23 protein-coding genes, 1 tRNA gene and 2 pseudogenes are annotated in these 26,687 nt (G+C 69.5%); 8 read left to right on the top strand and 18 right to left on the bottom strand.

All coding sequences use genetic code 11. From position 1 onward, the window contains the following. Positions 1-35 precede the first annotated feature (35 nt). The 14 genes from ACFWBQ_RS18980 to ACFWBQ_RS18915 form a co-directional block, all read right to left on the bottom strand. Positions 36-677 carry a protein-tyrosine-phosphatase gene (locus ACFWBQ_RS18980; protein ID WP_385489995.1) on the bottom strand — a complete coding sequence of 214 codons (642 nt, stop codon included), beginning with the start codon at positions 675-677 and terminating at the stop codon, positions 36-38. Continuing rightward, positions 674-1,321, bottom strand: a complete 648-nt coding sequence (locus ACFWBQ_RS18975) for an L-threonylcarbamoyladenylate synthase (protein ID WP_385489993.1) — start codon at positions 1,319-1,321, stop codon at positions 674-676. The genes ACFWBQ_RS18980 and ACFWBQ_RS18975 overlap by 4 nt, the downstream gene beginning before the upstream one ends. A gap of 67 nt (positions 1,322-1,388) precedes the next feature. Beyond that, positions 1,389-2,234 (bottom strand): peptide chain release factor N(5)-glutamine methyltransferase, encoded by an 846-nt coding sequence (prmC, locus tag ACFWBQ_RS18970; protein ID WP_351165906.1) that lies wholly within the window; start codon positions 2,232-2,234, stop codon positions 1,389-1,391. A gap of 42 nt (positions 2,235-2,276) precedes the next feature. After that, complete coding sequence (prfA, locus tag ACFWBQ_RS18965; protein ID WP_385489991.1) at positions 2,277-3,353, bottom strand: peptide chain release factor 1; 1,077 nt, start codon at positions 3,351-3,353, stop codon at positions 2,277-2,279. 157 nt (positions 3,354-3,510) lie between these two features. After that, positions 3,511-3,735, bottom strand: coding sequence for a 50S ribosomal protein L31 (gene rpmE / locus ACFWBQ_RS18960; protein ID WP_385489987.1), 225 nt, complete (start codon positions 3,733-3,735; stop codon positions 3,511-3,513). 177 nt (positions 3,736-3,912) lie between these two features. Next, positions 3,913-5,016 (bottom strand): LCP family protein, encoded by a 1,104-nt coding sequence (locus ACFWBQ_RS18955; RefSeq protein WP_385489984.1) that lies wholly within the window; start codon positions 5,014-5,016, stop codon positions 3,913-3,915. Positions 5,017-5,360: 344 nt separating this feature from the next. Beyond that, on the bottom strand, positions 5,361-7,142 hold the full coding sequence (locus ACFWBQ_RS18950; RefSeq protein WP_385489981.1) for a trypsin-like serine protease: 1,782 nt from the start codon (positions 7,140-7,142) through the stop codon (positions 5,361-5,363). Positions 7,143-7,351: 209 nt separating this feature from the next. After that, the gene (gene rho, locus ACFWBQ_RS18945; protein ID WP_385489978.1) at positions 7,352-9,415 is read right to left on the bottom strand and encodes a transcription termination factor Rho; all 2,064 of its coding nucleotides are present in this window, start codon (positions 9,413-9,415) and stop codon (positions 7,352-7,354) included. Between the two features lie 389 nt (positions 9,416-9,804). Further along, positions 9,805-10,722 (bottom strand): homoserine kinase, encoded by a 918-nt coding sequence (thrB, locus tag ACFWBQ_RS18940; protein ID WP_385489975.1) that lies wholly within the window; start codon positions 10,720-10,722, stop codon positions 9,805-9,807. A 282-nt stretch (positions 10,723-11,004) separates the two neighbouring features. After that, positions 11,005-12,075, bottom strand: a complete 1,071-nt coding sequence (thrC, locus tag ACFWBQ_RS18935; protein WP_385489972.1) for a threonine synthase — start codon at positions 12,073-12,075, stop codon at positions 11,005-11,007. Positions 12,076-12,081: 6 nt separating this feature from the next. Continuing rightward, complete coding sequence (locus tag ACFWBQ_RS18930) at positions 12,082-13,383, bottom strand: homoserine dehydrogenase (protein ID WP_385489968.1); 1,302 nt, start codon at positions 13,381-13,383, stop codon at positions 12,082-12,084. Between the two features lie 95 nt (positions 13,384-13,478). Next, positions 13,479-14,870: a diaminopimelate decarboxylase gene (lysA, locus tag ACFWBQ_RS18925; protein ID WP_385489965.1), complete on the bottom strand. Its 1,392-nt coding sequence runs from the start codon at positions 14,868-14,870 to the stop codon at positions 13,479-13,481. Positions 14,871-14,889: 19 nt separating this feature from the next. Further along, a complete protein-coding gene (gene nrtL / locus ACFWBQ_RS18920; protein WP_385489962.1) occupies positions 14,890-15,954 on the bottom strand; it encodes an ArgS-related anticodon-binding protein NrtL in 1,065 nt (354 codons plus the stop codon). A 103-nt stretch (positions 15,955-16,057) separates the two neighbouring features. Beyond that, positions 16,058-16,492 (bottom strand): response regulator, encoded by a 435-nt coding sequence (locus ACFWBQ_RS18915; protein ID WP_385489957.1) that lies wholly within the window; start codon positions 16,490-16,492, stop codon positions 16,058-16,060. 255 nt (positions 16,493-16,747) lie between these two features. Here ACFWBQ_RS18915 and ACFWBQ_RS18910 point away from each other — a divergent pair. The 6 genes and pseudogenes from ACFWBQ_RS18910 to ACFWBQ_RS18885 all read left to right on the top strand — a co-directional run bounded on the left by ACFWBQ_RS18910 (position 16,748) and on the right by ACFWBQ_RS18885 (position 22,206). Then, positions 16,748-16,819, top strand: a tRNA-Arg gene (locus ACFWBQ_RS18910). Positions 16,820-17,969: 1,150 nt separating this feature from the next. After that, positions 17,970-18,251 (top strand): hypothetical protein, encoded by a 282-nt coding sequence (locus ACFWBQ_RS18905; protein WP_385489954.1) that lies wholly within the window; start codon positions 17,970-17,972, stop codon positions 18,249-18,251. Between the two features lie 308 nt (positions 18,252-18,559). Then, positions 18,560-18,952 (top strand): hypothetical protein, encoded by a 393-nt coding sequence (locus ACFWBQ_RS18900; RefSeq protein ID WP_385489951.1) that lies wholly within the window; start codon positions 18,560-18,562, stop codon positions 18,950-18,952. A 195-nt stretch (positions 18,953-19,147) separates the two neighbouring features. Continuing rightward, positions 19,148-20,146, top strand: coding sequence for an ArsR/SmtB family transcription factor (locus tag ACFWBQ_RS18895; protein WP_385489949.1), 999 nt, complete (start codon positions 19,148-19,150; stop codon positions 20,144-20,146). Positions 20,147-20,300: 154 nt separating this feature from the next. After that, positions 20,301-21,014, top strand: a pseudogene (locus ACFWBQ_RS18890) (C39 family peptidase). Between the two features lie 202 nt (positions 21,015-21,216). Then, positions 21,217-22,206 (top strand): alpha/beta hydrolase, encoded by a 990-nt coding sequence (locus tag ACFWBQ_RS18885; protein ID WP_385489946.1) that lies wholly within the window; start codon positions 21,217-21,219, stop codon positions 22,204-22,206. Between the two features lie 525 nt (positions 22,207-22,731). On the opposite strand, the gene ACFWBQ_RS18880 is transcribed toward ACFWBQ_RS18885, so the two are convergent. Beyond that, positions 22,732-23,463 (bottom strand): hypothetical protein, encoded by a 732-nt coding sequence (locus ACFWBQ_RS18880; protein WP_385489943.1) that lies wholly within the window; start codon positions 23,461-23,463, stop codon positions 22,732-22,734. A gap of 304 nt (positions 23,464-23,767) precedes the next feature. Between ACFWBQ_RS18880 and ACFWBQ_RS18875 the strand changes: the two genes are divergently transcribed. Together ACFWBQ_RS18875 and ACFWBQ_RS18870 are read left to right on the top strand one after the other, a co-directional pair. Next, positions 23,768-24,391 carry a hypothetical protein gene (locus ACFWBQ_RS18875; RefSeq protein WP_385489940.1) on the top strand — a complete coding sequence of 208 codons (624 nt, stop codon included), beginning with the start codon at positions 23,768-23,770 and terminating at the stop codon, positions 24,389-24,391. 60 nt (positions 24,392-24,451) lie between these two features. Continuing rightward, complete coding sequence (locus ACFWBQ_RS18870; RefSeq protein WP_385489937.1) at positions 24,452-24,814, top strand: DUF4180 domain-containing protein; 363 nt, start codon at positions 24,452-24,454, stop codon at positions 24,812-24,814. Positions 24,815-24,885: 71 nt separating this feature from the next. Here the strand turns inward: ACFWBQ_RS18870 and ACFWBQ_RS18865 are convergent, their stop codons facing one another. From ACFWBQ_RS18865 to ACFWBQ_RS18855, 3 genes and pseudogenes are all read right to left on the bottom strand, one after another. Continuing rightward, positions 24,886-25,506: a hypothetical protein gene (locus ACFWBQ_RS18865; protein ID WP_385489934.1), complete on the bottom strand. Its 621-nt coding sequence runs from the start codon at positions 25,504-25,506 to the stop codon at positions 24,886-24,888. A 28-nt stretch (positions 25,507-25,534) separates the two neighbouring features. After that, positions 25,535-26,209, bottom strand: a complete 675-nt coding sequence (locus ACFWBQ_RS18860) for a formylglycine-generating enzyme family protein (protein WP_385490503.1) — start codon at positions 26,207-26,209, stop codon at positions 25,535-25,537. A 100-nt stretch (positions 26,210-26,309) separates the two neighbouring features. Then, positions 26,310-26,687, bottom strand: a pseudogene (locus tag ACFWBQ_RS18855) (2-oxoacid:ferredoxin oxidoreductase subunit beta); the annotation flags it as partial.

Below are 26,687 nucleotides of genomic sequence, written 5' to 3'. Positions count from 1 at the left end.
ACCGGCTCCCGCGCCTCCGGCAGCGACCGGTGGTGTCAGTGCGGGTCGTGTACGCCCGTCAGCGCGGTCACCACGGGGTCGAGCGCCTGGTTGATCTCGTCGCCGATGGAGCGGAAGAACGTGATCGGGGCGCCGTACGGGTCGTAGACCTCGTCCGCCTCGGCGGTGGGCGCCAGCAGCCAGCCGCGCAGCGCCGCGGCGGCGCGCACCAGCGCGCGGGCGCGCTCGACGACACCCTCCTCGCGGGCGTCGGGCAGCGTCGCGGGGTCGATGGCTCTGACGAGCCGGGTGAATTCCTTGAGCGTGAAGGTCCGCAGGCCCGCCGAGTGGCCCATGGAGATCACCTGGGCCCGGTGGTCGCGGGTGGCGGTGAGCACCAGGTCGGCCCGGATCACGTGTTCGTCGAGCAGCTCGCGGCCGACGAAGCCGGTGGCGTCGGCGCCGAAGTCGGCGAGAACGACTTCGGCGTTGGCCTCCATGGGCGCGCCCTCGTGCCCCCAGGTACCCGCGCTCTCCACGATCAGGCCGCCGATGAGCGGATCGCCGAGGCGGTCGATGAGGGCATGGCGGGTCAGCCGCTCGGTGATGGGCGAGCGGCAGACGTTGCCGGTGCTGACGTGGAGGATGCGGAAAGTGTCGTTCTGCCCCGCTATGCCACGCCCCTCAGGGGCGATCAATTGGCCACCTCGAGGTCCGGTACTACCTTGCGGAGGTCCTCGACGGACAGCGCACCGGCCCGCAGCAGCAACGGGACCTTACCGGTGACGTCGACGATGGAGGACGGGACGATGCCGGGGGTCGGGCCGCCGTCGAGGTAGACCGACACGGAGTCGCCGAGCATTTCCTGGGCGGCGTCGCAGTCCTCGGGCGAGGGGTGTCCGGTGAGGTTGGCGCTGGAGACGGCCATCGGGCCGACCTCCGTGAGGAGCTCGATGGCGACCGGGTGCAGCGGCATCCGGATGGCGACGGTGCCCCGGGTGTCGCCGAGGTCCCACTGCAGCGAGGGCTGGTGCTTGGCGACAAGGGTGAGGGCGCCGGGCCAGAAGGCGTCGACGAGCTCCCACGCCTGCTCGGAGAAGTCGGTGACCAGACCGTGCAGGGTGTTCGGGGAGCCGATCAGCACGGGCGTCGGCATGTTGCGGCCGCGGCCCTTGGCGTCGAGCAGGTCGGCGACGCCCTCGGAGCTGAAGGCGTCCGCACCGATCCCGTACACGGTGTCGGTGGGCAGCACGACCAGTTCGCCGCGGCGGACGGCGGACGCGGCTTCACGCAGGCCGGTCGTACGGTCGGTCGCGTCGTTGCAGTCGTATCGCCGTGCCATCAGCCGGCCTCCTCGGACATGTACGGGTCTGGCGGGTAGGGGTCGTGCGGTGCCGGAGTCCCGGTGGTCACGGCATGGCCTTGCGGGCCGTCGCGAACCGGGGCCGGTTGTTCAGGTCGGGGTGGTCGGCCGCATCGGCCCAGCCCCGCTCCTCGGTGAAGATCCACGGCACCTGGCCGCCCTGGGTGTCCGCGTGCTCGATGACGACGAGACCGCCGGGACGCAGCAGGCGGTGCGCGGTGCGTTCGATGCCGCGGATGGTGTCGAGGCCGTCCTCGCCGGAGAAGAGCGCCATCTGCGGGTCGTGGTCGCGGGCCTCGGGCGCGACGTACTCCCACTCGGTGAGCGGGATGTACGGCGGGTTGGAGATCACCAGGTCGACCTGGCCGTCGAGCTCGGGAAGGGCGCTCAGGGCGTCTCCGCGGTGGACGGTGACCCTGGACCCCTCGGCGTTCTTCCGGGTCCACCTCAGGGCGTCCTCGGACAGCTCCACGCCGTGCACGCGCGAGCGCGGCACCTCCTGGGCCATGGCGAGGGCGATCGCGCCGGATCCGGTGCAGAGGTCGACGATCAGCGGTTCGACGACATCCATCGCGCGGACGGCGTCTATCGCCCAGCCGACGACCGACTCGGTCTCCGGGCGGGGCACGAAGACGCCGGGGCCTACCTGGAGCTCCAGGTAGCGGAAGAAGGCGCGGCCGGTGATGTGCTGGAGCGGCTCGCGGGCCTCCCGGCGGGCGATCGTCTCCCAGTAGCGCGCGTCGAAGTCGGCGTCCGGCACATGGTGCAGCTCGCCCCGCTTGACGTCGTGCACGAATGCGGCGAGTTCCTCGGCATCGAAACGCGGCGAGGGGACACCGGCGTCGGCCAGCCGCTGGGTGGCCTGGGCCACCTCGGCGAGCAGCAGGTTCATCGCGGTTCTCCGTACAGGTTCACGTGCGGGGCGGGGCGCAGCTTATGCGGCGGCGAGCTTGGCGGCCGAGTCGGCGTCCACGCAGGCCTGGATGACGGCGTCGAGTTCGCCGTCGAGCACCTGGTCCAAGTTGTACGCCTTGAAGCCGACTCGGTGGTCCGAGATCCGGTTTTCCGGGAAGTTGTACGTGCGGATCTTCTCGGACCGGTCGACGGTACGGACCTGGCTGCGGCGGACGTCGGAGGCTTCCTGCTCGGCCGCCTCCTGGGCGGCGGCCAGCAGCCGGGACCGCAGGATGCGCATGGCCTGCTCCTTGTTCTGGAGCTGGCTCTTCTCGTTCTGGCAGGAGGCGACGACACCGGTCGGCAGGTGCGTGATGCGGACCGCGGAGTCGGTGGTGTTGACGGACTGGCCGCCGGGTCCCGAGGAGCGGTAGACGTCGATACGCAGGTCGTTGGCGTGGATCTCCACCTCGACCTCCTCCGCCTCGGGCGTGACGAGCACACCGGCGGCGGAGGTGTGGATACGGCCCTGGGACTCGGTGGAGGGCACGCGCTGCACGCGGTGCACGCCGCCCTCGTACTTCATCCGGGCCCAGACGCCCTGGCCGGGCTCGGTGGCGCCGTTGCCGCCCTTGGTCTTCACGGCGACCTGGACGTCCTTGTAGCCGCCGAGCTCGGACTCGGTGGAGTCGATGATCTCGGTCTTCCAGCCGACGCGCTCCGCGTAGCGCAGGTACATGCGCAGCAGATCGCCGGCGAACAGGGCGGACTCGTCGCCGCCCGCGCCCGCCTTGATCTCCAGGAGCACGTCCTTGTCGTCGCTGGGGTCGCGCGGGACCAGCAGGAGCCGGAGCTTCTCGGTGATCTCTTCGCGCTGCTTCTCCAAGACCTTGACCTCGGCAGCGAAGTCGGGGTCGTCGGCGGCGAATTCGCGTGCGGTCCCGATGTCGTCACCGGTCCGCTTCCAGGACGTGTACGTGGAGACGATCGGGGTCAGCTCCGCGTAGCGCTTGTTGAGCTTGCGCGCGTTGGCCTGGTCGGCGTGGACCGACGGGTCGGCGAGCTTCTTCTCGAGATCGGCGTGTTCGCCGATCAGTTCCTCGACCGCCTCGAACATCTTCGGGCTCCTGGTTCCGTGCGTCATACGTCTGCGGGCCTGCTGGACAGCGTGCTGCCGGCTGTGCGACCGGAGGACACCCCGGACCGCACAGCCGGAAAAAACGCCGGCCCCGGCGCCCCCGCAAGAGGGCGCCGGGAACCGGCGCAGTGGCGCGCTACTTGCTGGCGGAGCCGGCAGCCTTGCCGAAGCGGGCCTCGAAGCGGGCCACACGGCCACCGGTGTCGAGGATCTTCTGCTTGCCCGTGTAGAACGGGTGGCACTCGGAGCAGACGTCGGCGCGGATCGCACCGTTGTCGATGGTGCTCCGGGTGGTGAACGACGCACCGCAGGTGCAGCTGACCTGCGTCTCGACGTACTGGGGATGAATGTCGCGCTTCAAGGTGTCTCCTAGTTTCGGGAGGGCGCCGGGTCGTACGCGCGGATTGCGCGTCCGTGAACCGGGGCCGACGTACCAGTCTGCCAGGACCGGCCGTATCTCCCAAAACGGGGGAGCGGCCGTGCATATTCCCGTACGTTCCGGGAACGCTCCGCGACCGGACGGTGACGGAAACCGCCGTTACCGCACAACCTCTCCCGCTTCACCCTTGTCGCCGGCCGACTTCTCGGTGGCGGACGCGGGAATCGGCTGGTCCTGCTTGAGCGCCGCCCACACCTGCCGGCCCGCCTTCTCCTGCGGCAGCACACGGTTCGGGTCGGCCGGGTCGTACTCCACGGGCAGTGTGACCATCCGGACGTCCTCGGAGCCGAGGCCCTTGAGACCGTTCGCGAAGCCGGTGAGCTTCTTGACCGATGCCAGCTCCGAGTCGGTGGTGACGGCCTTCGTGGCGGTATCGGCGAGGCCGAAGAGTGTCTTGGGGTTCGAGAACACCCCGACGCTCTTCGCCTGGTCCATCAGTGCCTTCACGAAGGCCTGCTGGAGCTGGATGCGGCCCAGGTCGCTGCCGTCGCCGACGCTCTTGCGGGTACGGACGAGACCGAGCGACTGCTCGCCGTTCAGGGTGTGGGTGCCGGGCTTCAGATCCAGGTGGCTCTTGGAGTCGTCGATCGCCTTCCCGGTGGTGATCTTTACACCGCCGAGCTCGTCGATGAGCTTCTTGAAGCCGGTGAAGTCGACCTCGACGTAGTGGTCCATGCGGATACCGGACATCGCCTCGACGGTCTTCACCGCACAGGCGGGCCCGCCGACCTCGTACGCGGTGTTGAACATGGCCCGCTGTTCCGCGCCGACCTTCTCACCGGTCGTGTCGCTCGTGCAGGCGGGGCGGTCGATGAGGGTGTCGCGGGGGACGGACACCACACTCGCCGACTTGTGGCCCTTGTCGACGTGCAGGATCATCGCGGTGTCCGAGCGCGCGGCTCCCCCGTCGGCGCCGTACCCGGAGTTGGCGCCGGAGCGGGAGTCCGATCCCAGCACCAGGATGTCCTGCGAACCGTTGTCCACGTCGTCGGGACGCTGCGCGCCCAGGGCGGCGTTGATGTCGACGCCCTTGAGATTGCCGCTGAGCTTGAAGTACGCGTACCCGAGCCCGGAACCTCCGGCCACGACCACCGCGGCAGCGGTCCACAGCGCCACGGTCTTCACCCGGCGGCCCTGCGAAGGCTTCCTTCGGCGGCTGCCGGTGCCGCGTATTCGGCCGGTGCTCCTGCTCTGCTCGCTCATGCGGCTCCCTAGGTCGGCGGTGCTCCCTGGTCCCCTGCCAGGAGATTCAGTAGTGGCTGCCGGCGGTGCGCCGGAGCCGAAGCAGGGAAAAGAGTTGCACAGCGGAACCGGGGTCCGATGAGTGCGACGGGCCCTCGTGACGGTTTCCGCGCAGCCCGGCCGGAGCAGCGCATCGCGGGCCCCACCTGCGGGTTCGCCGTACAGCTCCGGGGCCGTCCGGGCGGGTGCGCCGGACCGGTCGCTGTGGGCAAGGTCTCGCTCCCGGCCCGTCCGCACGCGCAGCGGACCGGCTCCGGGCCCCTTTGCGGGATCCGGAGCCGGTCCGGGAGTCAAACAGGTTCGCGCTAGCCGAGGAGGCTTATCGACTGCCACCCCACGCCGAGCTGCACCCGCACGCCGGTCTGGAACGGCGTCGTCGCCGAGCCCGAGCCCTTGTACGCCCACAGCTTGCCCGCGGTGTCACGCACGATGAAGTCGGAGCGGCCGTCACCCGTCACGTCGCCCGTGGCGGCATAGGCGGTGAAGTTCCAGCCGCTGCCCACCTTGACGCGCGCGGAGAACGGCCCGGTGGCCGAACCCGTGCCCTTGTACAGCCAGAGCACGGCGTTGGCGTCGCGGGCGATCAGGTCGGGCTTTCCGTCCCCGCTGAAGTCGCCCTTGCCGTACACCTGGAAGGTGCTCCACCCGACGCCGATCTGAACCTTGGACTTGAACGTTCCGTTGCCCCGGCCCGTCCACATCCACAGCTTGCCCGCGGAGTCGTTCGCCGTCAGGTCCACCAGGCCGTCGCCGGTGGCATCGCCGGCGAGCGTGATGTTGCGAAGACTGCCCCAGCCGGGCCCGATCCTGTGGTCCATGTACGTCTCGGCTGCGCTGTCGTAGCCCCACCAGTACAGATCGCCCGCCGTGGTGCGGTAGACGTAGTCCTGGTAGAAATCGCGGTTGACATCTGCCTGGCGCACCAGATTGATGCCCTGCCAGTCGCCCACCGACTCACGGTTACCGAGCGAAGTGCCCCGCGAGTAGTAGTTGAAGCCCTCACCCGACGATGCGCGGGCGAACAGGTCCGCCTTGTCGTCGAAGTTGAGGTTGGCATCGTCGATGCGGGGGTTGACCAGCCCGGCGAAGGTGGCGGTCTTGGCGTACACACCGTACGCACCCGCTGCCACACAGTCGGTCTGTCCCCAGGAGACGACACCGGCGATGCGGCCGTTGACCACGAGCGGCCCACCCGAGTCGCCGTTGCACGGCGAGACCGTACCGGCGTCCTGGCCGCTGGCCGGCTGACCGGCGCAGACCATCTGCCCCGGAACGAAGTCGCTGCCGAAGTAACCGGAGCACGCCGAGTCCGCCTGCACGGGCACGGAGGCCTTGAGCAGGGTCGGCGAGATGTCGTTGCTGGTGGAGCTGGTGCGCCCCCAGCCGTAGACGGTCGCCGGTGTGCCGCTCTTGTAGCGCGCCGTGTCACCGGACGCTGCCGGTTGCAGCGTCGGGTACGGGAGCGCGGAGCCGAGCGTCAGAACGGCGACGTCGCCCTTGATCGCGGCATCGTCGTAGTTCGGGTTGACCCACTGACGCCAGACGCCGACCGCCGTACCGCCATGGAGGTCGCCGTCGACCGGAAGCTGCGCGGTGCCGCCGAGCACGGCTCCGTTGGCCTGCCAGTCCAGACCGTCCACGCAGTGCGCGGCGGTGAGGACCTTCGCCGGGGCGACGAGCGTGCCACCGCAGAAGTAGCCCTCGTCGTCCGCCGTGTCAGCGGTGCCCTTGTCGTCGTAGTAGTGCAGCTGCACCATCCACGGGGCCTCGCTGAGCGTGGCGGGGGTACCACCGATGATCTTCGGGTCCATGGTCCGCCCGGAAGCCTCCGGTGTGGGTTCCGAGCCGCTGTCCGCCTCGGCGGGTGCACCGGACTCGCCCTGCTGCAGCTCCGCGACCGAACCCTTGACGGTTTCGCGCAGTTCGGCCTGCGAGGCCGTCGAGCGCTGCTGGACGCTCTGCTTTCCGGACGGCTGAGGCGTGTCGGCGGCCTGCACGGGCACGGCGGACAGTGCCGCAGTTCCCAGAGCGAGCGCGGCGACCGCCGCGGGGAGGGTGATAAAGCCCTTCCGTCTGCCAGATGTCACTCAAGAATCCCTTCGATCGACACGGCGCAACGCAAGTACGGCGCCGGGTAGTTGCACTCGAAGGAGAGAAAAAGATCCCACTGGAACACGACACAGTGGGCGTATGGAAAATACGTTCCCCCCCACATATAGCCAGCTGATCCTACAACGCAGAACTGCCCTCGTCACCGGAGTGACGAGGGCAGTTCTGCGTGAATCCTGATACGACGTCAGTCGTTGCCGTTACCCGGCGTCGTCTTCTGGATCTGGAGCAGGAACTCCGCGTTGGACTGCGTCTTCTTCATGCGGTCCAGGAGCAGCTCGATCGCCTGCTGCTGGTCGAGTGCGTGCAGCACCCGGCGCAGCTTCCAGACAACCGCCAGCTCGTCGCTGCCGAGCAGGATCTCTTCCTTACGGGTGCTGGACGCGTCCACGTCCACCGCCGGGAAGATGCGCTTGTCCGAGAGCTTCCGGTCGAGCTTGAGCTCCATGTTGCCGGTGCCCTTGAACTCCTCGAAGATCACCTCGTCCATGCGCGAGCCGGTCTCGACCAGCGCGGTGGCCAGGATCGTCAGCGAGCCGCCGTCCTCGATGTTGCGCGCAGCACCGAAGAAGCGCTTCGGCGGGTACAGCGCGGTCGAGTCGACACCACCGGACAGGATGCGGCCCGAGGCCGGCGCCGCCAGGTTGTACGCACGGCCCAGGCGGGTGATCGAGTCCAGCAGGACGACCACGTCGTGACCCAGCTCCACGAGACGCTTCGCGCGCTCGATGGCCAGCTCGGCGACCGTGGTGTGGTCCTCGGCGGGACGGTCGAAGGTCGAGGAGATGACCTCGCCCTTCACCGACCGCTGCATGTCGGTGACCTCTTCCGGACGCTCGTCGACCAGGACGACCATCAGGTGGCACTCGGGGCTGTTGACCGTGATCGCGTTGGCGATGGCCTGCAGGATCATGGTCTTACCGGTCTTCGGCGGGGCCACGATCAGGCCTCGCTGGCCCTTGCCGATCGGGGCGACCATGTCGATGATCCGGGTGGTCAGGGTGTTGGAGTCGGTCTCCAGACGGAGCCTGTCCTGCGGGTACAGCGGGGTCAGCTTCTGGAACTCGGGCCGGCCGCGGCCGGACTCCATGCCGTTGACCGAGTCGAGGCGGACCAGCGCGTTGAACTTCTCGCGGCGCTCACCGTCCTTGGGCTGGCGCACCGCACCGGTGACGTGGTCACCCTTGCGCAGGCCGCTCTTGCGGACCTGGGCGAGCGAGACGTACACGTCGTTCGGTCCCGGCAGGTAGCCGGAGGTCCGGATGAACGCGTAGTTGTCGAGGATGTCGAGGATGCCCGCGACGGGGATCAGGACGTCGTCGTCGGTGACCGGCGGTGCGTCGCTCGCGAAGTCCTCGCGGCCACGACGGCCACGGCGGTCGCGATAACGACCCCGACGGCCGCGCCGGCCGCCCTCGTCGTCGTAACCGTCGTCCTGCGGGCCGCCACCGCCCTGCTGGCCCTGGCCCTGGCTCTGGCTCTGACCGCCCTGGCTCTGGCTCTGGCCCTGCCCCTGGCGGCGCTGGCCGCCGCCCTGCTGGCCCTGGTCGTCGCCCTTGCCGCGCCGGTCGCGCTGGCGGTCACGGCGGTCACCGCGGTCGCCACGCTCACCGCGCTGGCCGCGGTCCTGGCGCTCTCCGCGGCGGCCCTCGGCGGTGTCGGCGGCGGACTCGGCCTTCGCGTCACCCTTCGCCTCGTCGCCACGGTCCTGACGGACCTCGGCCTTCGGCTCGGCCTGCGGCTCCGCCTTGACCTCGGCCTTGGCGTCGCCCTTGGTGTCGGGGCTGCCCGCCTGTGCGGTCGCCCGGCGGCGACGGCGCTCGCCCGTGGGCTGGTCGTCGCTGGCCGGCTGACCGGGGATGTCGATCTGCTGCTGGGCCGCGGGCTTCTCGGCCGCGGCGGCGGACTCGTCCCCGGTGCGCGACTTGGACGTGGCACGCCGCTTGGGCTTGCTCTCGGTGTCCGTACCGGCGGGGGCGGCAGCAGCCTTGGAGGCAGTCTTGGGTGCGGAGGAGCCCCCGGCCTGCGCCTCCTTGATGACCTCGATCAGCTGGCTCTTGCGCATCCGCGCAGTGCCCCTGATGCCGAGGCCGGACGCGACCTGCTGCAGCTCGGCCAGGACCATGCCGTCAAGGCCGGTGCCGGAGCGGCGGCGCCGTGCGGTGGTGCCAGTGGCAGCACCTTCGGCGGGCGCAGAGCTGTCGACGCTCTTGTCGGCAGTCACGCCCATCAGATCGGTGGTGTCGCTCACGAAGGGTCCTTCCCTGGAGCGGACGTCGGCCTTCTGGCTCGGCGACCGGTTGTGCTGTCCGACTGCGGTCTGTTGATCTTTTCGATCGCGGACCTTGCCGGGGCGGTGGTCCGCCGGGTACGGCGGAGAGATGAATGTGCGGGGTTCCGGCTCGAGATCCCCTGCTCGGCCCACTCCTGGATGAGCAAGAGGGTGTCGTGCCGGTTCCGGAGCGTGCTCGAAACTGCTCAGGCAGGCTGCTCAGGCAGTCGGGGAGGCTCCCGGAAGAGTGGTGGTCCCGAAGGGGGACACGAAGCAACGCGCCACAAAGACGTCGATTGCTGACTTGAGGTTAACACTACCGGCTCCAACAAACATTCCCCCTCTCATGCACCGGCAATCACGTGCGGCTACGCAGCGAGCGGCAATACGCTCGCGCCCGTGGTATCGAGCGCGAGCCGGTTCGCGGCCCATCCTTCACCCGCCAGCCGGGTGACCTTGTCGGCCGAGCCTTCCTCCGTGAGGGCGAGCACGGTCGGCCCGGCTCCGGAGATGACAGCAGGGACGCCATCGGCACGCAGCCGGTTCACGAGTTCCACGCTCTGCGGCATGGCGGGCGCCCGGTACTCCTGGTGGATCCGGTCCTCGGTGGCGGCGAGCAGCAGCTCCGGGCGCCTGGTCAGGGCCTCGACGAGGAGGGCCGCACGACCGGCGTTGGCAGCGGCGTCCACATGGGGAACCGTGCGCGGCAGCAGACCGCGTGCGGTCTCGGTGAGCACCGGCGTGGCCGGGACGAAGACCACCGGAACGACGGAATCCGCGGGATCCATCCTGATGGCCCTGGCCGCTCCGCCGTCCATCCATGCGAGCGTGAAACCGCCGAGGAGGCAGGCCGCGACGTTGTCGGGATGCCCTTCGATCTCGGTGGCGAGCTCCAGCAGGGCCGCGTCGTCGAGGCGGGCGTCGCCGCCCGTCGTCACAGCACGGGCGGCGACGATGCCGGCGCAGATCGCGGCGGACGAGGAGCCCATGCCCCTGCCGTGCGGGATGCGGTTGGCACAGACGATCTCGAGGCCGCGGGGCTGTCCGCCGAGCAGATCGAAGGCTGTGCGCAGGGAGCGTACGAGCAGGTGACTCTCGTCGCGGGGCAACGTCCCGGCGCCCTCACCGGCGATGTCGATGTGCAGTCCGGAGTCGGCAACCCGGACGACGACGTCGTCGTAGAGCCCCAGCGAGAGGCCCAGGGCGTCAAAACCGGGGCCGAGGTTGGCGCTGGTGGCGGGGACGCGCACCCGGACGGCGGCAGCTCGGAACGCGGGACCGGCCATCGGTTGGACGACTCTTCCTGTACGGCGGCGGGGATGTTGTGCGGGGTGGTGATGCGGTGCGGGGCCTTCGACGTGCGCGGTGTGCCGAAGTGCCGGAGTGGGGTACCCGGCAGCCACTACGGCGACTGCACCGCGGCGCATGCGGCGGGGCGGGTTGAGTACAGCTTATCGAAGGAAGGTTCTGTGGCGACATAGGGCGCACAGGAGGCGCACGATGCGTGTCGCACGCCTCCTATGCGCTCTCCGTCCCGAAAAGGGCGGTTGAGCTCACCGGACCGCCGGTTACGCGAGGCCCAGCTTCTCGGCGGCGGTGACCGCGTCGACGGGAACCGTGACCGGCTGCGGAGCACCCGCGACGGCCCAGTCGGGGTCCTTGAGGCCGTTGCCCGTGACGGTGCAGACGATCTTCTGGCCGGGGTCGACCTTGCCCTCTTCGGCAGCCTTGAGCAGACCGGCCACGGAGGCGGCCGACGCGGGCTCCACGAAGACACCCTCCTGCGAGGCCAACAGGCGGTACGCGGACAGAATCTGGCGATCCGTCACCTCATCGATGAAACCGCCCGATTCGTCCCGGGCCTCCAGCGCGAACTGCCAGGAGGCGGGGTTGCCGATGCGGATCGCGGTGGCGATGGTCGCCGGGTCCTTCACGATCTCGCCGCGCACGATGGGCGCGGAGCCGGATGCCTGGAAGCCCCACATGCGCGGGGTGTGCGTGGACAGTCCGTCGCCCGCGTACTCCTTGTAACCCCTCCAGTAGGCCGTGATGTTGCCCGCGTTGCCGACCGGAAGGACATGGATGTCGGGGGCGTCGCCGAGCGCGTCGACGATCTCGAACGCGGCGGTCTTCTGACCCTCGATCCGAACCGGGTTGACCGAATTGACCAGCGCCACCGGGTAGTTGTCCGAGAGGCTGCGGGCCAGGGTCAGGCAGTCGTCGAAGTTGCCGTCGACCTGGAGAATCTTCGCGCCGTGGACGAGGGCCTGCCCCATCTTGCCGAGCGCGATCTTGCCCTGCGGTACGAGTACGGCGCAGACCATACCGGCCCGCACCGCGTAGGCGGCGGCGGACGCGGAGGTGTTGCCGGTGGAGGCGCAGATGACGGCCTGCGCGCCCTCCTCCTTGGCCCGGGTGATCGCCATCGTCATGCCGCGGTCCTTGAACGACCCGGTGGGGTTGGCGCCCTCGACCTTGAGGTACACCTCGCAGCCCGTGCGCTCGGAGAGGACCTGAGCCGGAACGAGCGGCGTACCACCCTCACAAAGCGTGACGACCGGCGTCGTAGTCGTCACCGGAAGCCGGTCCCGGTACTCCTCGATGATGCCGCGCCACTGGTGGGTGCCCTTGCTGGTCATGGGTCCTTACTCCCCTTCAACACGCATGATGCTGGCGACACCGCGCACGGTGTCCAGCTTGCGCAGCGCTTCGACGGTCCCGGAGAGGGCGGCGTCGGGCGCGCGGTGGGTGACGACGACGAGGGATGCCTCGCCGTCTCCGTCCTGTCGGCTCTGCTGGCGGACCGTGTCGATGGACACGCCCTGTTCGGCGAAGACCGTCGCGACCTGGGCGAGTACGCCAGGCTTGTCGGCCACGTCGAGACTGATGTGGTACCGCGTGACGACCTCGCCCATGGGGCTGACCGGCAGACGCGTGTACGCGGACTCACCCGGGCCGGTGGTCTCGGCGATCTTGTTGCGGCAGACGGCGACCAGGTCGCCGAGGACCGCGGACGCGGTCGGGGCGCCACCGGCGCCGGGACCGTAGAACATCAGCTGCCCGGCCGCCTCGGCCTCGACGAACACCGCGTTGTACGCCTCGCGGACGGAGGCCAGCGGATGGCTGAGCGGGATCATCGCGGGGTGCACGCGGGCGGTGACGGACCGGCCGTCGGCGGCGCGCTCGCAGATGGCGAGGAGCTTGACCGTGCAGCCCATGCGACGGGCGGAGGCGATGTCGGCGGCGGTGACCTCGGTGATGCCCTCACGGTGCACCTCGCCGATCTTCACCCGGGTGTGGAAGGCGATCCCCGCGAGGATGGCGGCCTTGGCCGCGGCGTCGAAACCCTCGACGTCGGCGGTCGGGTCGGCCTCGGCGTACCCGAGCGCGGTGGCCTCGTCGAGTGCCTCGGAGTATCCCGCTCCGCTCGTGTCCATCTTGTCGAGGATGAAGTTGGTCGTGCCGTTGACGATGCCGAGTACCCGGTTGACCTTGTCCCCGGCGAGCGACTCGCGCAGCGGACGTACGAGCGGAATGGCACCGGCCACGGCCGCCTCGTAGTAGAGGTCCCGGCCGTACTTACCGGCGGTGGCGTGGAGGGCGGCGCCGTCCTCGGCGAGCAGTGCCTTGTTGGCGGAGACGACGCTCGCGCCGTGCTCGAAGGCGGTCGTGATGAGCGACCGGGCGGGCTCGATGCCCCCGATGACCTCGACGACGACGTCGATGTCACCCCGTTTGACCAGGGCGGTCGCATCGGTGGTGATCAGCGCGGGGTCGATGCCCTCCCGCACCTTGGAGGGTCGGCGCACGGCGACACCCGCGAGCTCGACGGGCGCACCGATGCGCGCGGCGAGGTCGTCGGCGTGCGTCGTCATGATGCGCGCCACCTCTGAGCCGACCACTCCACAGCCCAGCAGCGCCACCTTCAGCGGACGCGTACGCATCATCCGACCTCGTTTCTCATACTTCTGATGTGTGGACCAGTCTCACTCACCGGACGGGAGTTTCTGTCACCCGTCCGGATCCTGAGACCCTAATTTCATCAACCGACATCGAGACGCAGAAGATCTTCCTCCGTCTCGCGGCGGACGATCACCCGCGCCCGGCCGTCACGCACGGCGACGACCGGGGGGCGCAGGGCGTGGTTGTAGTTGCTCGCCATGGAACGGCAGTAGGCGCCGGTGGCGGGCACGGCGATCAGGTCGCCGGGGGCCAGGTCCGCGGGCAGGAAGGCGTCCTTGACCACGATGTCGCCGCTCTCGCAGTGCTTGCCGACGACGCGCACGAGCATGGGCTCGGCGTCGGAACTGCGCGAGACGAGGGCGACGCTGTACTCGGCGTCGTACAGCGCGGTGCGGATGTTGTCCGACATCCCGCCGTCGACACTGACGTACGTACGCAGCCCCTCGAGGGGCTTGATGGTGCCGACCTCGTACAGCGTGAACGCGGTGGGTCCGACGATGGCGCGCCCCGGCTCGACGGAGATGCGCGGGGTCCGCAGGTTCGCCGACTCGCACTCGCGGGTCACGATGTCACTGAGCGCCTTGGCGATCTCGTGCGGCTCGCGGGGGTCGTCCTCGGAGGTGTACGCGATACCGAGGCCGCCGCCGAGGTCGATCTCGGGCAGCTCGACACCGTGCTCGTCGCGGATCTCGGCGAGCAGCTGCACCACGCGTCGCGCGGAGACCTCGAATCCGGCCATGTCGAAGATCTGCGAGCCGATGTGCGAGTGGATACCGATCAGTTCGAGCCCGTCGAGGGTGAGCGCCCGGCGCACCGCCTCGGCGGCCTGTCCGCCGGCCAGCGCGATACCGAACTTCTGGTCCTCGTGCGCGGTCGCGATGAACTCGTGGGTGTGCGCCTCGACGCCGACCGTCACGCGGATCTGCACGCGCTGGCGCCTTCCGAGCTGCTGGGCGGCGTGCGAGACCCGGACGATCTCCTGGAAGGAGTCGAGCACGATCCGTCCGACGCCGGCTCCGACGGCCCGCTCGATCTCGGCGACGGTCTTGTTGTTGCCGTGGAAGGCGATGCGCTCGGGGGGCATCCCTGCGTCCAGCGCGGTGGCGAGCTCGCCACCGGAGCACACGTCGAGGTTCAGCCCCTCTTCCTTGAGCCAGCGCACGACGGCGCGCGACAGGAAGGCCTTCCCGGCGTAGAACACATCGGCGTCCGGCCCGAAGGCATCGGCCCAGGCGCGGCAGCGCGCCCGGAAGTCGCTCTCGTCGAGGAAGTACGCCGGAGTGCCGAACTCCTCGGCCAGTCTGGCGACTTCGATCCCGCCGACGGTGAGCGCACCGTCCGTGTCGCGGGTGACGGTGCGGGCCCAGACCTTCTCGTCCAGCACGTTCAGGTCGGTCGCCGGGGCGCTGTAGTGGCCCTCGGTGAAGACATCGGCGTGACGGGGCCCGGCGGGGTGTGCGGATCGGCTCATCGTTCTGTTCTCTCAGGTCTCAGAGGTGTTCGGGCGCGCTGATGCCGAGCAGGAACAGGCCGCCTGCCAACACCACCCCGGCGGCTTCGGCAAGGGCCAGCCGGGAGCGGTGGGCGGCCGAGGGTTTCTCGTCACCGACGGGGAGCGGCCGGGTCGTGTCGTGGAGGTCGAAGAAGGCGCGCGCCACGGTCTCCAGGTGCCGGGCGACCCGGTCGGGAGCGTGGTGGCGGGCGGCGGAGGCGAGTACGCCGGGGTGGTCGGCGAGCGCGGCGTGCAGGGCGGGCGCGTCGACGTCCTCCTCGTACGCGCCGGCGAACCCGAGCTGCTCCGCCCCCCTGGTGAGTGCGCGGGCGCGCGCGTGGGCGTAGCGGACCAGGAAGAGCGGGTTGGCTTCGCCCTGCACGAGGAGGTCGTCGCCCAGCGGGGCGTGGTCATGAGCCGCGGGCCGGAGCAGGCCCCACAGTGCGGCATCGCGCCCGAGGCGCCCGGTCAGCTCGGCGGCGGTGACGCGGCCGGCGGGCACGGGGCGGATCTCGACGCTCTCCTCCGGTCCGCGACGGGGGCCGACCACCACACGCAGCTGCTCCCAGCCGGGGTCGGTCTCTCCGGTGCAGCCGATGAGTACCTGGCCGCCCTGCGTCCGCAGGAGGCGCCCCACGGCCTGGGCAAGGACCGCGGCCCGGACCTCGGGCGGGTGGTGGAGCCGGGTGAGCCGTCCGGCGTCCGTGGTGCACCGCCCGTACCGGAGGCCCTGCTCCCGTACGGCGCGTACGAGCGCGGCGCGGGCGGCCGAATCGGCGGACGCGTCGAGCGTGAAGTTCAGGAACCCGGGCCCGGTGATCTCGACCCGCCCGATCCCCGGCGCGGCTGCCACCCGGTCCCGCAGGATCCTCGCGACCTCCCGCGCAGGGAGCGCGGCGGGACCGGCCAGCTGAAGGGCGACGGCGCAGGCGTAGTCGCCGCTGCCGCCGGGCCGTGTCCGCTCCACCCGCACGCGCGCGGGCACGGGTGCGCGCAGGGCGTTCTCGTCGACCGCGCGGCGCACAGCGTGCAGCACGGTTCGGGAGAGATCTGCGGGGGTCACGGGACAAGCGTATGGGAGGAAGGGGGGCACTTCGCGACCAGGTTTCGCCATCCGGTCAGCCGTGCGGGTCGGGGATGTGGATGGACAACGATCGGTCATGCCGTCACCCGGCCGCTCTCTCGGCCCTCCCGGCACCACGTATGCCGTCGGCGGACGGCGAGTCCTCCCCGTGCATCAGACGGCGGACGATCCGCACCAGCTCGCTCGGCTCGAACGGCTTCGCCAGGAAGGCATCGACCCCGGCGGCCACCCCCGAGTCCACCTCGTAGGGCGTGCAGCCACTGACGACGGCGACGGGCAGATGGCGGGTCCGCGGGTCGGCACGCAGCCGGACAGCGGTCTCGATTCCGTCGAGCCGGGGCATCACCACATCGAGCGTGATCACATCCGGGCCGACCCGGTGAACGAGATCCAGACACTCGACACCATCGGCCGCGGTCACGACCTCGAAGCCCTCCAGCTCGAGATTGACCCTGATCAGCTGCCGGATGACCTTGTTGTCGTCCACAACAAGCACGCGGCCGTACGCCCCTGACACCCTTCGAGAGTAGGTCGGCCGGAGGGGCTGCGTCCGGGTTTTGCCCACTTCCGTCCCCGGAGGGGCGGCCGGGCGCCCTTCGAAACGGGTTCCGCGCCCGGTTTCCCCGGGACGCGGCGCACGGTCTCATGACCCGTCCCCCGGACCGGCGCCCAACCGGCGACGAACCGGTGCGCCGACGCAGAAATACCTGTTCCCGGACACCCCACCGGAGCTGGTAGGGTTTCACTCGTCGCCGCCAAGTGCAGCGATATCGCCCCCGTAGCTCAGGGGATAGAGCATCGGCCTCCGGAGCCGGGTGCGCAGGTTCGAATCCTGCCGGGGGCACTTCCGCCAGAGCAGCGCGATCAAGTCGCTGAGCAGGCGAAGTGCCAGACTTCAAGAGCCGGACCCAGTCTCACTGGGTCCGGCTCTTTGTCGTTGTCCCCCACTGATCGCGAGTGACTGGCGAGTGGGTTTCAGGACCGCCGAACGGTCACTGGCCGGGCCCCTCAGGACCTCTCGATCTTGTGGTTGTTCAGCTCCTCGTGGCCGTCGATGCAGCCCACGTAGCGACGGTGCCCGACCTCCGGCGAGGTGCCTGCAGGGCGGGACGCTTCGGCCACGGGAATCCCCGCGTTCAGTCAGTCGGTGCTGCATGTGTGCCGAAGGTCGCACGGCCGGTGGGCGAGCGCGGAATCCGTCCTGCCCCGGGGCAGCGAACGGCGGGGGGTCCACCGCATCTCCTGTACGTGAGCCACCCCGCCGAAGGTTGGCCATCGGGTTGCCCTCCCGGTAGCCCCGTTCAACTGCGTGCTCCATGGCTGGGTTCAGACCCCGACGCCGACACTCGTGCGTCTCCCCCGCGACTGGCTTGCGTCCCGCTTGAGGGACAGCCGGTACCGGACGTCCCGCAGAACCTTCGGATCCAGCAGCGCCGAGAGTGGCAGCGAAGAGAGCAAGAGCCACGTCGTGCACGTGGCCAGTAGGTCCGGCCGCGGCTCCTCATCCCTGTGGGCAGGCACTACACGCCGGCGCATCGCACAGCGGACCTTCCAGCGTCGGCGCCTCGGCTCAGTCGCCCATCATGGCGAGCGCGGTCGTCGCGGGGCTGTCCGCGATGCCCTCGCGGGTCTTCAGAGTCTGCTCCCCCGCTGGAGGGCCACTGGGGGACCTGTGCACAACATCGCATTCCTGCTGCGGGGCCCGCTGCGCCTGTTCGGCCTCATGGTGCTCATCTGGGAATTGGACCGTGGGATGGCTGGATCGCTGGACGGAACTGGAGGAAACCGTGGCTCTTCTCCGCGGTAGCGGCGCTCGCTCCCGCTGAGCTGTTTGAAGCCGGCTGAGTGCCTGACTGCGCTACTACGGCCCCGCACCGGTGGTCCACCGACGTGGTCCACCGACGGGTGCCAGGCCTGTGGGCGGGGGAGAACGGCTGTGCCATGATCGGCGACGTTCGGCCCCATGGGGGGCCAGGCACCCAGGGGCGGGGCAGATGAACTGGTATGTGGCGGTGCCGTTTGCGGTCATGTCGATGGTCGTGGCTGGCGGAGGAATCGCTGCGATCAGAACAGGGTGGATGCTTCCGCGGGTGCGCAACAAGGTGTTCCGGCCGCGCCTGTGGGGCTACGCGTCGTTGCTGGTGGCTGCGTGCCTTGTCCTCCTGATATTCGACAGCCCGAAGGCGCATTTCCCGTTCGGCGACCTGGGAATGGCAGGCACGCTGATCGCCCTGGCGATGATGGCGGTCGCACAGCGGCCGACCAGGGGCGGCTGAGGTCGCAGCGGGGCATCCCAGCTCACCGACTGTCCGGATAGGCCCGTGACCAGCGAAAAAGAGCCGAACAGCTGGAGGCGAAGGTGTCCGGTTGCAGGCAGCTGCAACACTCTCCGTGTCGCAGCTACGCCCTCCGGAGCCGGGTGCGCAGGTTCGAATCCTGCCCGGGGGCTGTTCGCAGGAAGTGCCAAAAGACCTTCTGGCCAGTGACCATACTGATCGGAAGGTCTCTTTCATTCCCCGAGCCCACGGTGCACCCATTGATCTCCCTCCCCTCCCCCGTACCCGACGTATGTGTCCGCATACTGATGAGCATCGGCGCCTGCGGGCCGTACGCGCACATCGTGGCGCACTTCGAACCACCCGGCTCCGACGCCGAGTTCGAGCTGATCAGCGTCGCCCCGGAGAGGCAGCTGCCCGCGGAATACCTGCCGGCCCTGCGGGCGGGACTGCTGGAGGGGCTGGACGGGGTGGCGGCAGCGGTCCTGATCACGGAAGGCTCGTTCAGCGAGGTCGACTCGTCCGAGTACGGCTACCGGATCGCGGGCCGGCAGGCAGGACGGGCGGCGTTGATCGCCTCCGGCCTCCTGCCGCCCGCGGAGGGCGACGACCTGCGCTGGGCCGACTGGCCGGGCCGACAGGACCTGGCACGGGCCGGAAAGCGCGGCAGCCGCTCCGCGCGACGACCGGGCGGGCGCTGAACGTGGCGGACCTCACGCGTGCGTGGCCTCTCTCCCCGCCGGGGCCACGCGGCGATCGAGCGAGGGTACGCTGCCCGAAGGCAGCCAGCGAGGTGCGGCGGCGACTCGGGAACTTCCCCTGTCTGCCTGCTTGTTGATCCGACGGATGTGCCCGCGGTCGGCATCGGCGCACCTTGACCTCTCGTTGGAGGGACCATGTTGCGGGTGTACTTCACAGCCGAGGACCTGGCGCGGGTCCGGGTGGCCCCGGGACCTGACTTCCTCTGGGAGATCAGCAACAGTGTGCAGACCCTGCAACGCCGAGACGGCGACAGGGTGTTCGGGGCGTGGCGCCACTGGGTCCGGCCCAGGCTCTCGGACAGCCGCATGCTGTTGTCCGGCCTGCTGCCGCCCCGGGGCTACTCCCCCGACTTCCTCACTCCCACGTCCGGCGACCGCACCACCCTGCAGGCGGCCCTGGACACCCTGATGAGCACTCCGCACCCACGGCTGCGCACCGACCTGGCGCACCTGGCGTCTTCTCCGCAACTGCACGGCTGCGTAAGCTCCTTGGCCGCAGGCGACGCCGATGCCCTTCGCCGGCTGGGCGATGCCCTCCACACCTACCAGCTGGAGGCGCTCGCGCCGTACTGGCCGCGTGTCCGCGCACACATCGACGCCGACCGTGCGGTGCGGCTGGACAGCCTCCTCGACCGGGGCACCGAGGGGCTGCTGGCCGGTCTCGGTCCGCACATCCGCTGGCGGGCCCCCGTCCTGGAAGTCAGGTACCCGGTCGACCAGCAACTTCATCTGGGTGGACGGGGCCTCGTGCTGCAGCCGTCGTTCTTCTGCTGGCCCACGCCGACCACCCTGGCGGACGGCGAACTGCCACCTGTTCTGGTGTACCCCATCCACCACGCCACGGACTGGGCCGAGCCCGCGCCCGATGCCCGCCCCGCAGCAGGCTCCGGCCCCCTGGGGCCGCTGCTGGGGCATACCCGTGCGGGCATTCTGCGCGCGGCCCGCACCGGCTGTTCCACCGTCGAGGCCGCCCGTCTCCTGCAGGTGACCCACCCCGCCGTCAGCCAGCACGTGAACGTGCTGCGCGCGGCCGGTCTGATCACCACGGTCCGCAGGGCAGGCCGGTCCTTCCATGTCGTGACCGCGGAAGGTCGCGCCCTGCTGGCCACGGAGGAGCGGGCCGGACGACGGTAGCGCTGCGCGCCGACAGCCCAAGTCCTTCGGTAAGCCTGAACTTTCGGCGCTTGCGCCCGTAGCGGGTCACGAATCACGCTGGTCCCTGCTCTCGCACACGACCGGGTACCCCCCACAGCCGCTTCTTCCCGCCAGGGCCCCCCCAGGAGCCTTCATGCGTAAGAGACTTGTGTCCACCACGATCGCAGCCGTCGCCGTCGGAGCTCTCCTGCTGCCCGGCATGGCACACGCGTCGTCCGCACCGCCCATCCCTCAGGTGTCCGTACTCGACCACGGTTCGAAGGCCGGCACGGCCGTCGTCAGCGGGTTCAACGAGCCGGGCAGCCGGCTGAAGGTCGACTCCGGGCGCACCCGGAGCGCGCACTGGCTCCAGATCGACTACCAGGTCCAGGAGACCGGTTACTGGTGCGGTCCGGCCGCCACCCGCATCGCTCTTTCCGCCCGGACCGCCCCGCCCAGCCAGGGTGATCTCGCCTGGCAGCTCGGCACCACCGAGGCGGGCACCGACCATATCGGCCAGGTGACCCGCGTACTCAACGCGAACCTGGGCGGGGGCTGGTACGAGACCAAGGAGATGCCGAACGATCCGCCCACCCAGGGATAGCGGGACCTGCTCTGGTACGACATCGTGTTCGACATCGACCGGAACTATCCGCTGGTGGCCAACATCGTCGCCCCACCGGGCAACCAGCCGCCCGGGTACCCGTCGGACCAGACGATCTACCACTACTTCACCGTCTTCGGCTACGACGAGGTGGACCGCACCGTGCTCATAGCCGACCCCGCTTCCTTCAGCGGCAACCAGATCTACTGGATCTCCTTCGACCAGCTCGCCACGCTGATCCCGCCGAAGGGGTATTCCGCCTGACCCGGGCTGCCCGGTCGCGGGCCGGTCTCCTGTGCCACGGGCTTGCCCGAGGGCCCGGGCCGGCCGGCCCGCACCGGGCGTGTCCCTCCTCCGCCGCGTCCTCGCTCCGCCGGGCCCCCGTTCCTCGTGCATCCGCCGAGAGCGGGGGCGATGCCGATCGGCGCCCGCCTGTCGAGCCCGTCACTCTCTCCAGGAGATCGTGTTGAGTACGCACCGCCCCACCCGCAGAAACGTCATCAAGGCCATCGGTGGAATCACCGCGACGACGGCCCTCGGCGCAGGGAGCGTCCTGGCATCGGCATCGGCGGCCCAGGCGGCAGGCGACGGCTTCGGGTTACGCATCGTGGACCGCAGCGAGAGCGACCCCCGAATGTGGTACTACCGCTTCGCGACCGACGCGATCGGCTGGGATCCGGGCGTCAACGTCCTGCTTCCCGACGGCTACCACACCAGCGGGCGCGCCTACCCGGTCCTCTATCTGTTCCACGGCGGAGGCACCGACCAGGACTTCGTCACCTTCGACCGCATGGGCATCCGCGCCTGGACCGCCGGAAAGCCGGTCATCGTCGTGATGCCCGACGGCGGCCACGCGGGCTGGTACTCCAACCCGGTCAGCTCCAGCACAGGCCCCCGGAACTGGGAAACCTTTCACATCGCCCAGCTGCTCCCGTGGATCGATGCCAACTTCCGGACGTACGCCGAGTACAACGGCCGAGCTGTCTCCGGATTCTCGATGGGCGGCTTCGGGGCGCTGAAGTACGCGGCCAAGTACTACGGCCATTTCGCCTCGGTGAGCGCCCATTCCGGGCCGGCCAGCCTGCGCCGCGACTTCGGCCTGGTCACGCACTGGGCCAACGTCTCCTCCGCGGCCGTGGAGCTGGGTGGGGGCACGGTCTACGGTGCGCCGCTCTGGGACGAGGCGAGGGTCACCGCCGACAATCCCGTGCAGCGCATCGAGAGCTACCGGAACAAGCGGGTCTTCCTGGTCGCCGGCACCAGCCCCGACCCGGTCAACTGGTTCGACACGGTCAACGAGACGCAGGTACTGGCCGGCCAGCGCGAGTTCCGGGCCGGCCTCGGCGCAGCCGGTATCCCGCACGAGTGGCACGAGGTGCCCGGCGGGCATGTCGTCCGCCCGGACCTGTTCCGGAGTGACCTGGACGGCATCATCGCCCGGCTACGCAAGGCGTAGAGCGGCTCCGGTCGGCGAGGACGCCGCGCGTCACCCCCCGGCTGCCGTTCCGCACGTCGGCCGGCGGGCGGGTGCTGGACGTGGCGGAGCCCGGGAGTCGTATCCAGCTCCCGGGCCCCTGGGGATGCCACCCAATTGCGCTTGCCAGCGCCGTTTAAGAGTGCGGATCAGTCGTCAGACCGTCGCGTTCTTCCATTGAACTACCGCGCCGTGAAGAGGTGCAGGCCGGATTCGAACCAGCATTCAACGGTGTTCGTCCGTACTCGGTCGATCTGGCAGTCGGTGGCGATACTGAAGCTTGAGCGAGAGTCTGAGTGTGATCGCGGTTGCCTCTGCCATGTTGGGCCACCCCGGCCTGTGGTGCCGGGGGAAGGACTCGAACCTTCACCTTGACCGCGTCTTCAGGCTGAACGTCAGTTTCAGCTTGCGCTCGTCACACGGACCCGGCCTAAGCCGGCCGCGTGATGGTGCGCACCCCCACGACATTGCGTGGGGGCGAATGAGGGATGCTACCTGCGTCCGGTACTAGCCGAACAGGTAGCCGAACACCGCGTCGCCGACCCGCTGGTCGGTGACCTCGGCACCGTTGGCCTCCTCGCGGGCGAACTTGACCGCGTGCTGCAGCTTCTCGACCCGCTCCAGCAGCTCGTTGACCCGCTTCGCCGGAAGCGATCCGGAGAACTTCACGGTCGTCCAGTACCCGATCGGCACGTCCTCGTAGTACACGTCGACCTGCGCCGGGTGCTTCTCGGTCGCCTCGGCCTTGACGTGGTTGCGCGGGACCTTCTTCGTCCGGATCGTGCGGACCGGGTCGGTCTTCCACCAGTCCGTCGACGGGTCGAGCGACCAGGACTCGGAGGCGTCGAGCACGGGGAGCTTCTTCACGAAGGTGTGCAGGTCGGTGAGCTGCTTCTCCAGGAAGAGCAAGTAGCTGACCGGCACTTCGCGGACGATGGTCCGTCCGTCGACGGTGACGTCCGCGCGGGCGGAGCAGTTGGCCCAGTCCTTGGTCGCGGTCACGTCGAACAGCCGGGTCAGCGACGTGGACATCTCACGCAGCACGTCCTCGGTCTTGACCTGTACGCGCGTGGACTCGGGCGGCAGCTGCTCGCCCTCCTCGTCCTTCGGCTGGTAGGTACGCGAGATACCGGCCAACTGTACGGGCTTCTGCACCTTGTGGTGAGCCGCGGTGATGTCCTGGAGCGACTTGCTCTTGACACCCTTTTCCACGGCGATGATCTGGTTGAGCTTCGCCACTTCGCCCCCCTTCGGACGTCAGGAAGGTACCTCACCGGGTGTCGATCGTCCGTATGGTTTTTCTCGTGCCGCCGGGCGGATCGGCACGGCCCTCCCACGGCGCACGACTCGGGTGTGCACGACCCGTACGTCGTACTGCCGTCCACAGATCCGTCTGTTCCCGGTGACCAGGGCAGGCAGTTGGAGGGCGGATCGCTCCGGCTCACGCGACGGGCGTGTGCGTGGCCCCCTCTGTCATCGGGCATGGATCGGCGTGATGGTGGCACGGTGAGCCGGGGAATCCAGAGAAATCCAGGGGGATGTCATGGCTGGAGCAGGCGCGCGCGTAGTGGTGCGGCCGGACAATGCGATCTACCGCAAGCGGCTGGCCCTCTACGGGGTGATCGGTGTTCCGGCTCTCTGCTCGCTGGGAGCCCTCCTGATCGGCGAGTTCGGAATCGACTGGCTGATCCCGACCCTCGTGCTCATCGTGCTGCCCGTGCCGGCGACCGTCGTGATGATGGCGCTGCGCTCCTCCCTGGCACAGATCGCGGTCATCGGGGACGAACTCCGTGTCGACAACGCCTTCGGTGCGTCTGACTACTCCGTCCCCGTGGAGTTCCTGACCGGTCTGCACCCCATCACCTTCGGCGCCGGCCCCCTTACCCCGACGCCGGGGCGCGTGGTCATCACCTCGGCAGTGACCCGTCCCTACGTGCTCGACCTGCGGCCCTGGCAGCAGGCCGACGTGGAACGGCTCACCCGCCGTCTGCGGGACGTACCCGTAACCGACTCCGACGCCTCGTCGCTCAAGGAGCTGAGGAGCGCATTCTCCGGTGTCCGCCTCCCGTGGTGGCACGCCCACCCGTGGGGCGTCCTCGTCCTGCAGACCGCCCTCGTCGTCGGCTACTTCCTCGCGGCCTCCGCGCTGATGGGGTCCACCGCATGAGGCGACGGCAGGCGCACCCACGTCTTCCCGGCTCTCCGGCAGCCCTTAGCCTCGGTCTCCATGAGCAGCCTGCAGACGATCCATGACGTGTCCGTGCTGATGTGCGCCCCCGAGGGCGAGGTGATCGGCGGCGAAAGCGACGTCCTGGATCTCGTGGGTAATGCCGCCTACCAGGGCGCCCAGTGGGTGGTCGTTCCCGTCGCCCGGTTCGACGACGCGTTCTTCCAGCTGCGTACCCGGGTTGCAGGCGAGATCGTCCAGAAGTTCGTCAACTACCGCGTGGGGCTCGTCGTCCTCGGCAATATCTCCCGGCACACTGCGGCCAGTTCGGCGCTGCAGGACTTCGTCCGTGAGTGCAATCGCGGGCGCCAGACATGGTTCCTCGCGGACGCTGAGGAACTGCGGGAGAGACTGAAGGGCTGACTGATCGTTTCGCCATGAACCGCGAGGGGCTTGGCGTCGGCGTGCGCTGTCGGTGGTTCGTGGGCTACGGATCACGGACCGGGACGTGACCGGCCCACCGCATCCTGCGCGTCGACAGACGCAAGCACCTTCTCGACCATCGCTGTGACGGACTGCCCGCGACCTGCGTCGATGCGATCCAGGCCCCATGTGTCGACGGCATCGGTCACGAGCGTCTGAAAGCACGCGGTGCGGGCCAGAAATTTGTCCATCAGGTGTTGTTCCTCGCTCGTGGCCGCGTCGTAACGGCCTGCGGCATGCACCCGGGCGCGCACCACGGCGTGATCCGCGGTGAGCCATACAGCGGCCGTGCGCGGGACCTCCAGGCCGGCAACACGGTCGGGCAGGAGTGCCGACCCCTCCAGGACCACACCTCTGCCGCCGGCCTCGACCGCGTGGGTGGTGATCAGCTCTTCGATGCGGGGCCACAGGCTTTCGTAGTGCCGGAGAACGGACGCGATCAGCTCGTCAACCGTGAGTGATCCGTAGTGTTCGGTGACATGTGTCGGCACCTCCCACTCAGGGGTTCTCCAGGGCCGCCCGGGGTGCCGGGCCAGCCCGTCCGTCGACAGGCACTCGAACCCAAGCACTTCCGCCACGCCTTGGGCGACGGTGGACTTTCCGACGTTCGATGTCCCACCGATCAACACCACCCGCACATCGTGCACCCGGACCACACTCCTACCGATCACCCTGCGACGACGGATCCGGGCCACTGCGGGCCAGCCGGAAGCCGAGGTCGTCGATGGTGAACGTGGGATGGCTGCGGCGGCGTACCGTGGCGCCGCAGCCCCGCTCCGACTCGGCCCAGCCACCTCCGCGAAAGATGCGGTACGAGCCGTAGACCTCCTCGTCGTAGAGATCCCAGCACCACTCCCAGACGTTGCCCAGCATGTCGTGCAGTCCCCATGCGTTGGGCATCCTGGCGCCGACGTCGTGGACCCGGCCCCCGGAGGTGGCGTCGTACCAGGCGATCTCGTCGATCTCGCCGTACCGGTATCCGGTGGTCCCCGCCTTGCAGGCGTACTGCCACTCGGCCTCGGTCGGCAGGCGGTAGCCGTTGGACGCCCGGTCCCAGGTCACCTCACCGCTCCGTACGTCGAGGGAGTAGGCCTGCTCCAGCCCGGTTTGTGCCGAGATCAGGTTGCACACCTCGATGGCGTCGAGCCAGCTGATGTTCGTGACGGGCGCGGCGCTGTTCGCGGAGGGGCCGAGGGGATCTGCCCCTGTGACGACACGGTGGTATCCGGCGGTGACCGGATACCGGCCGAGCAGGAAGGGCTTGAGGTCCGCCTGCCAGAGGGTGCCGCGGCGGTCGTCCCGAAGGTCGACGGTTCCGCCGGGGATCTGAACCATGGAGGCGGCCATCGGGTCGTCGGTGAGCGGGTGCACGCGGTGGGCCTCTCTGTCCGGGAGGCCAACAGGCCGCCGTGGGCCCACGATACGGAGTCGCGGATCAGCCCACGACGGTCCAGGTGTCCTTGCCGGCAAGGAGCGTGTCCAGTTCTCCCTTGCCGTGTTGTTCGATGGCGGTGTCGAGTTGGTCGGACATGAGGGTGTCGTAGACGGGTCGTTCGACGCTGCGCAGGACGCCGATGGGGGTGTGGTGCAGGGTGTCGGCGTCGGCGAGGCGGGAGAGGGCGAATGCGGTGGTGGGGCTGGGGTTGTGGGCGTCGTGGACGAGGATGCGGGACTGGTTTTCCTCGGTGACGGCGACGACTTCCAGATCACCGGTGAGGGGGTCGCGGACGACGCCCTTGTGGCCGTCGGCTCCGAAGCGGATGGGCCGGCCGTGTTCGAGGCGGATGACGGCTTCCTCGGCCTGGTCCTTGTC

This window comes from Streptomyces sp. NPDC060035 (genome assembly GCF_042736635.1).
Taxonomy (GTDB): Bacteria; Actinomycetota; Actinomycetes; order Streptomycetales; family Streptomycetaceae; genus Streptomyces.
This window is presented reverse-complemented; position numbering and strand designations above follow the sequence as displayed.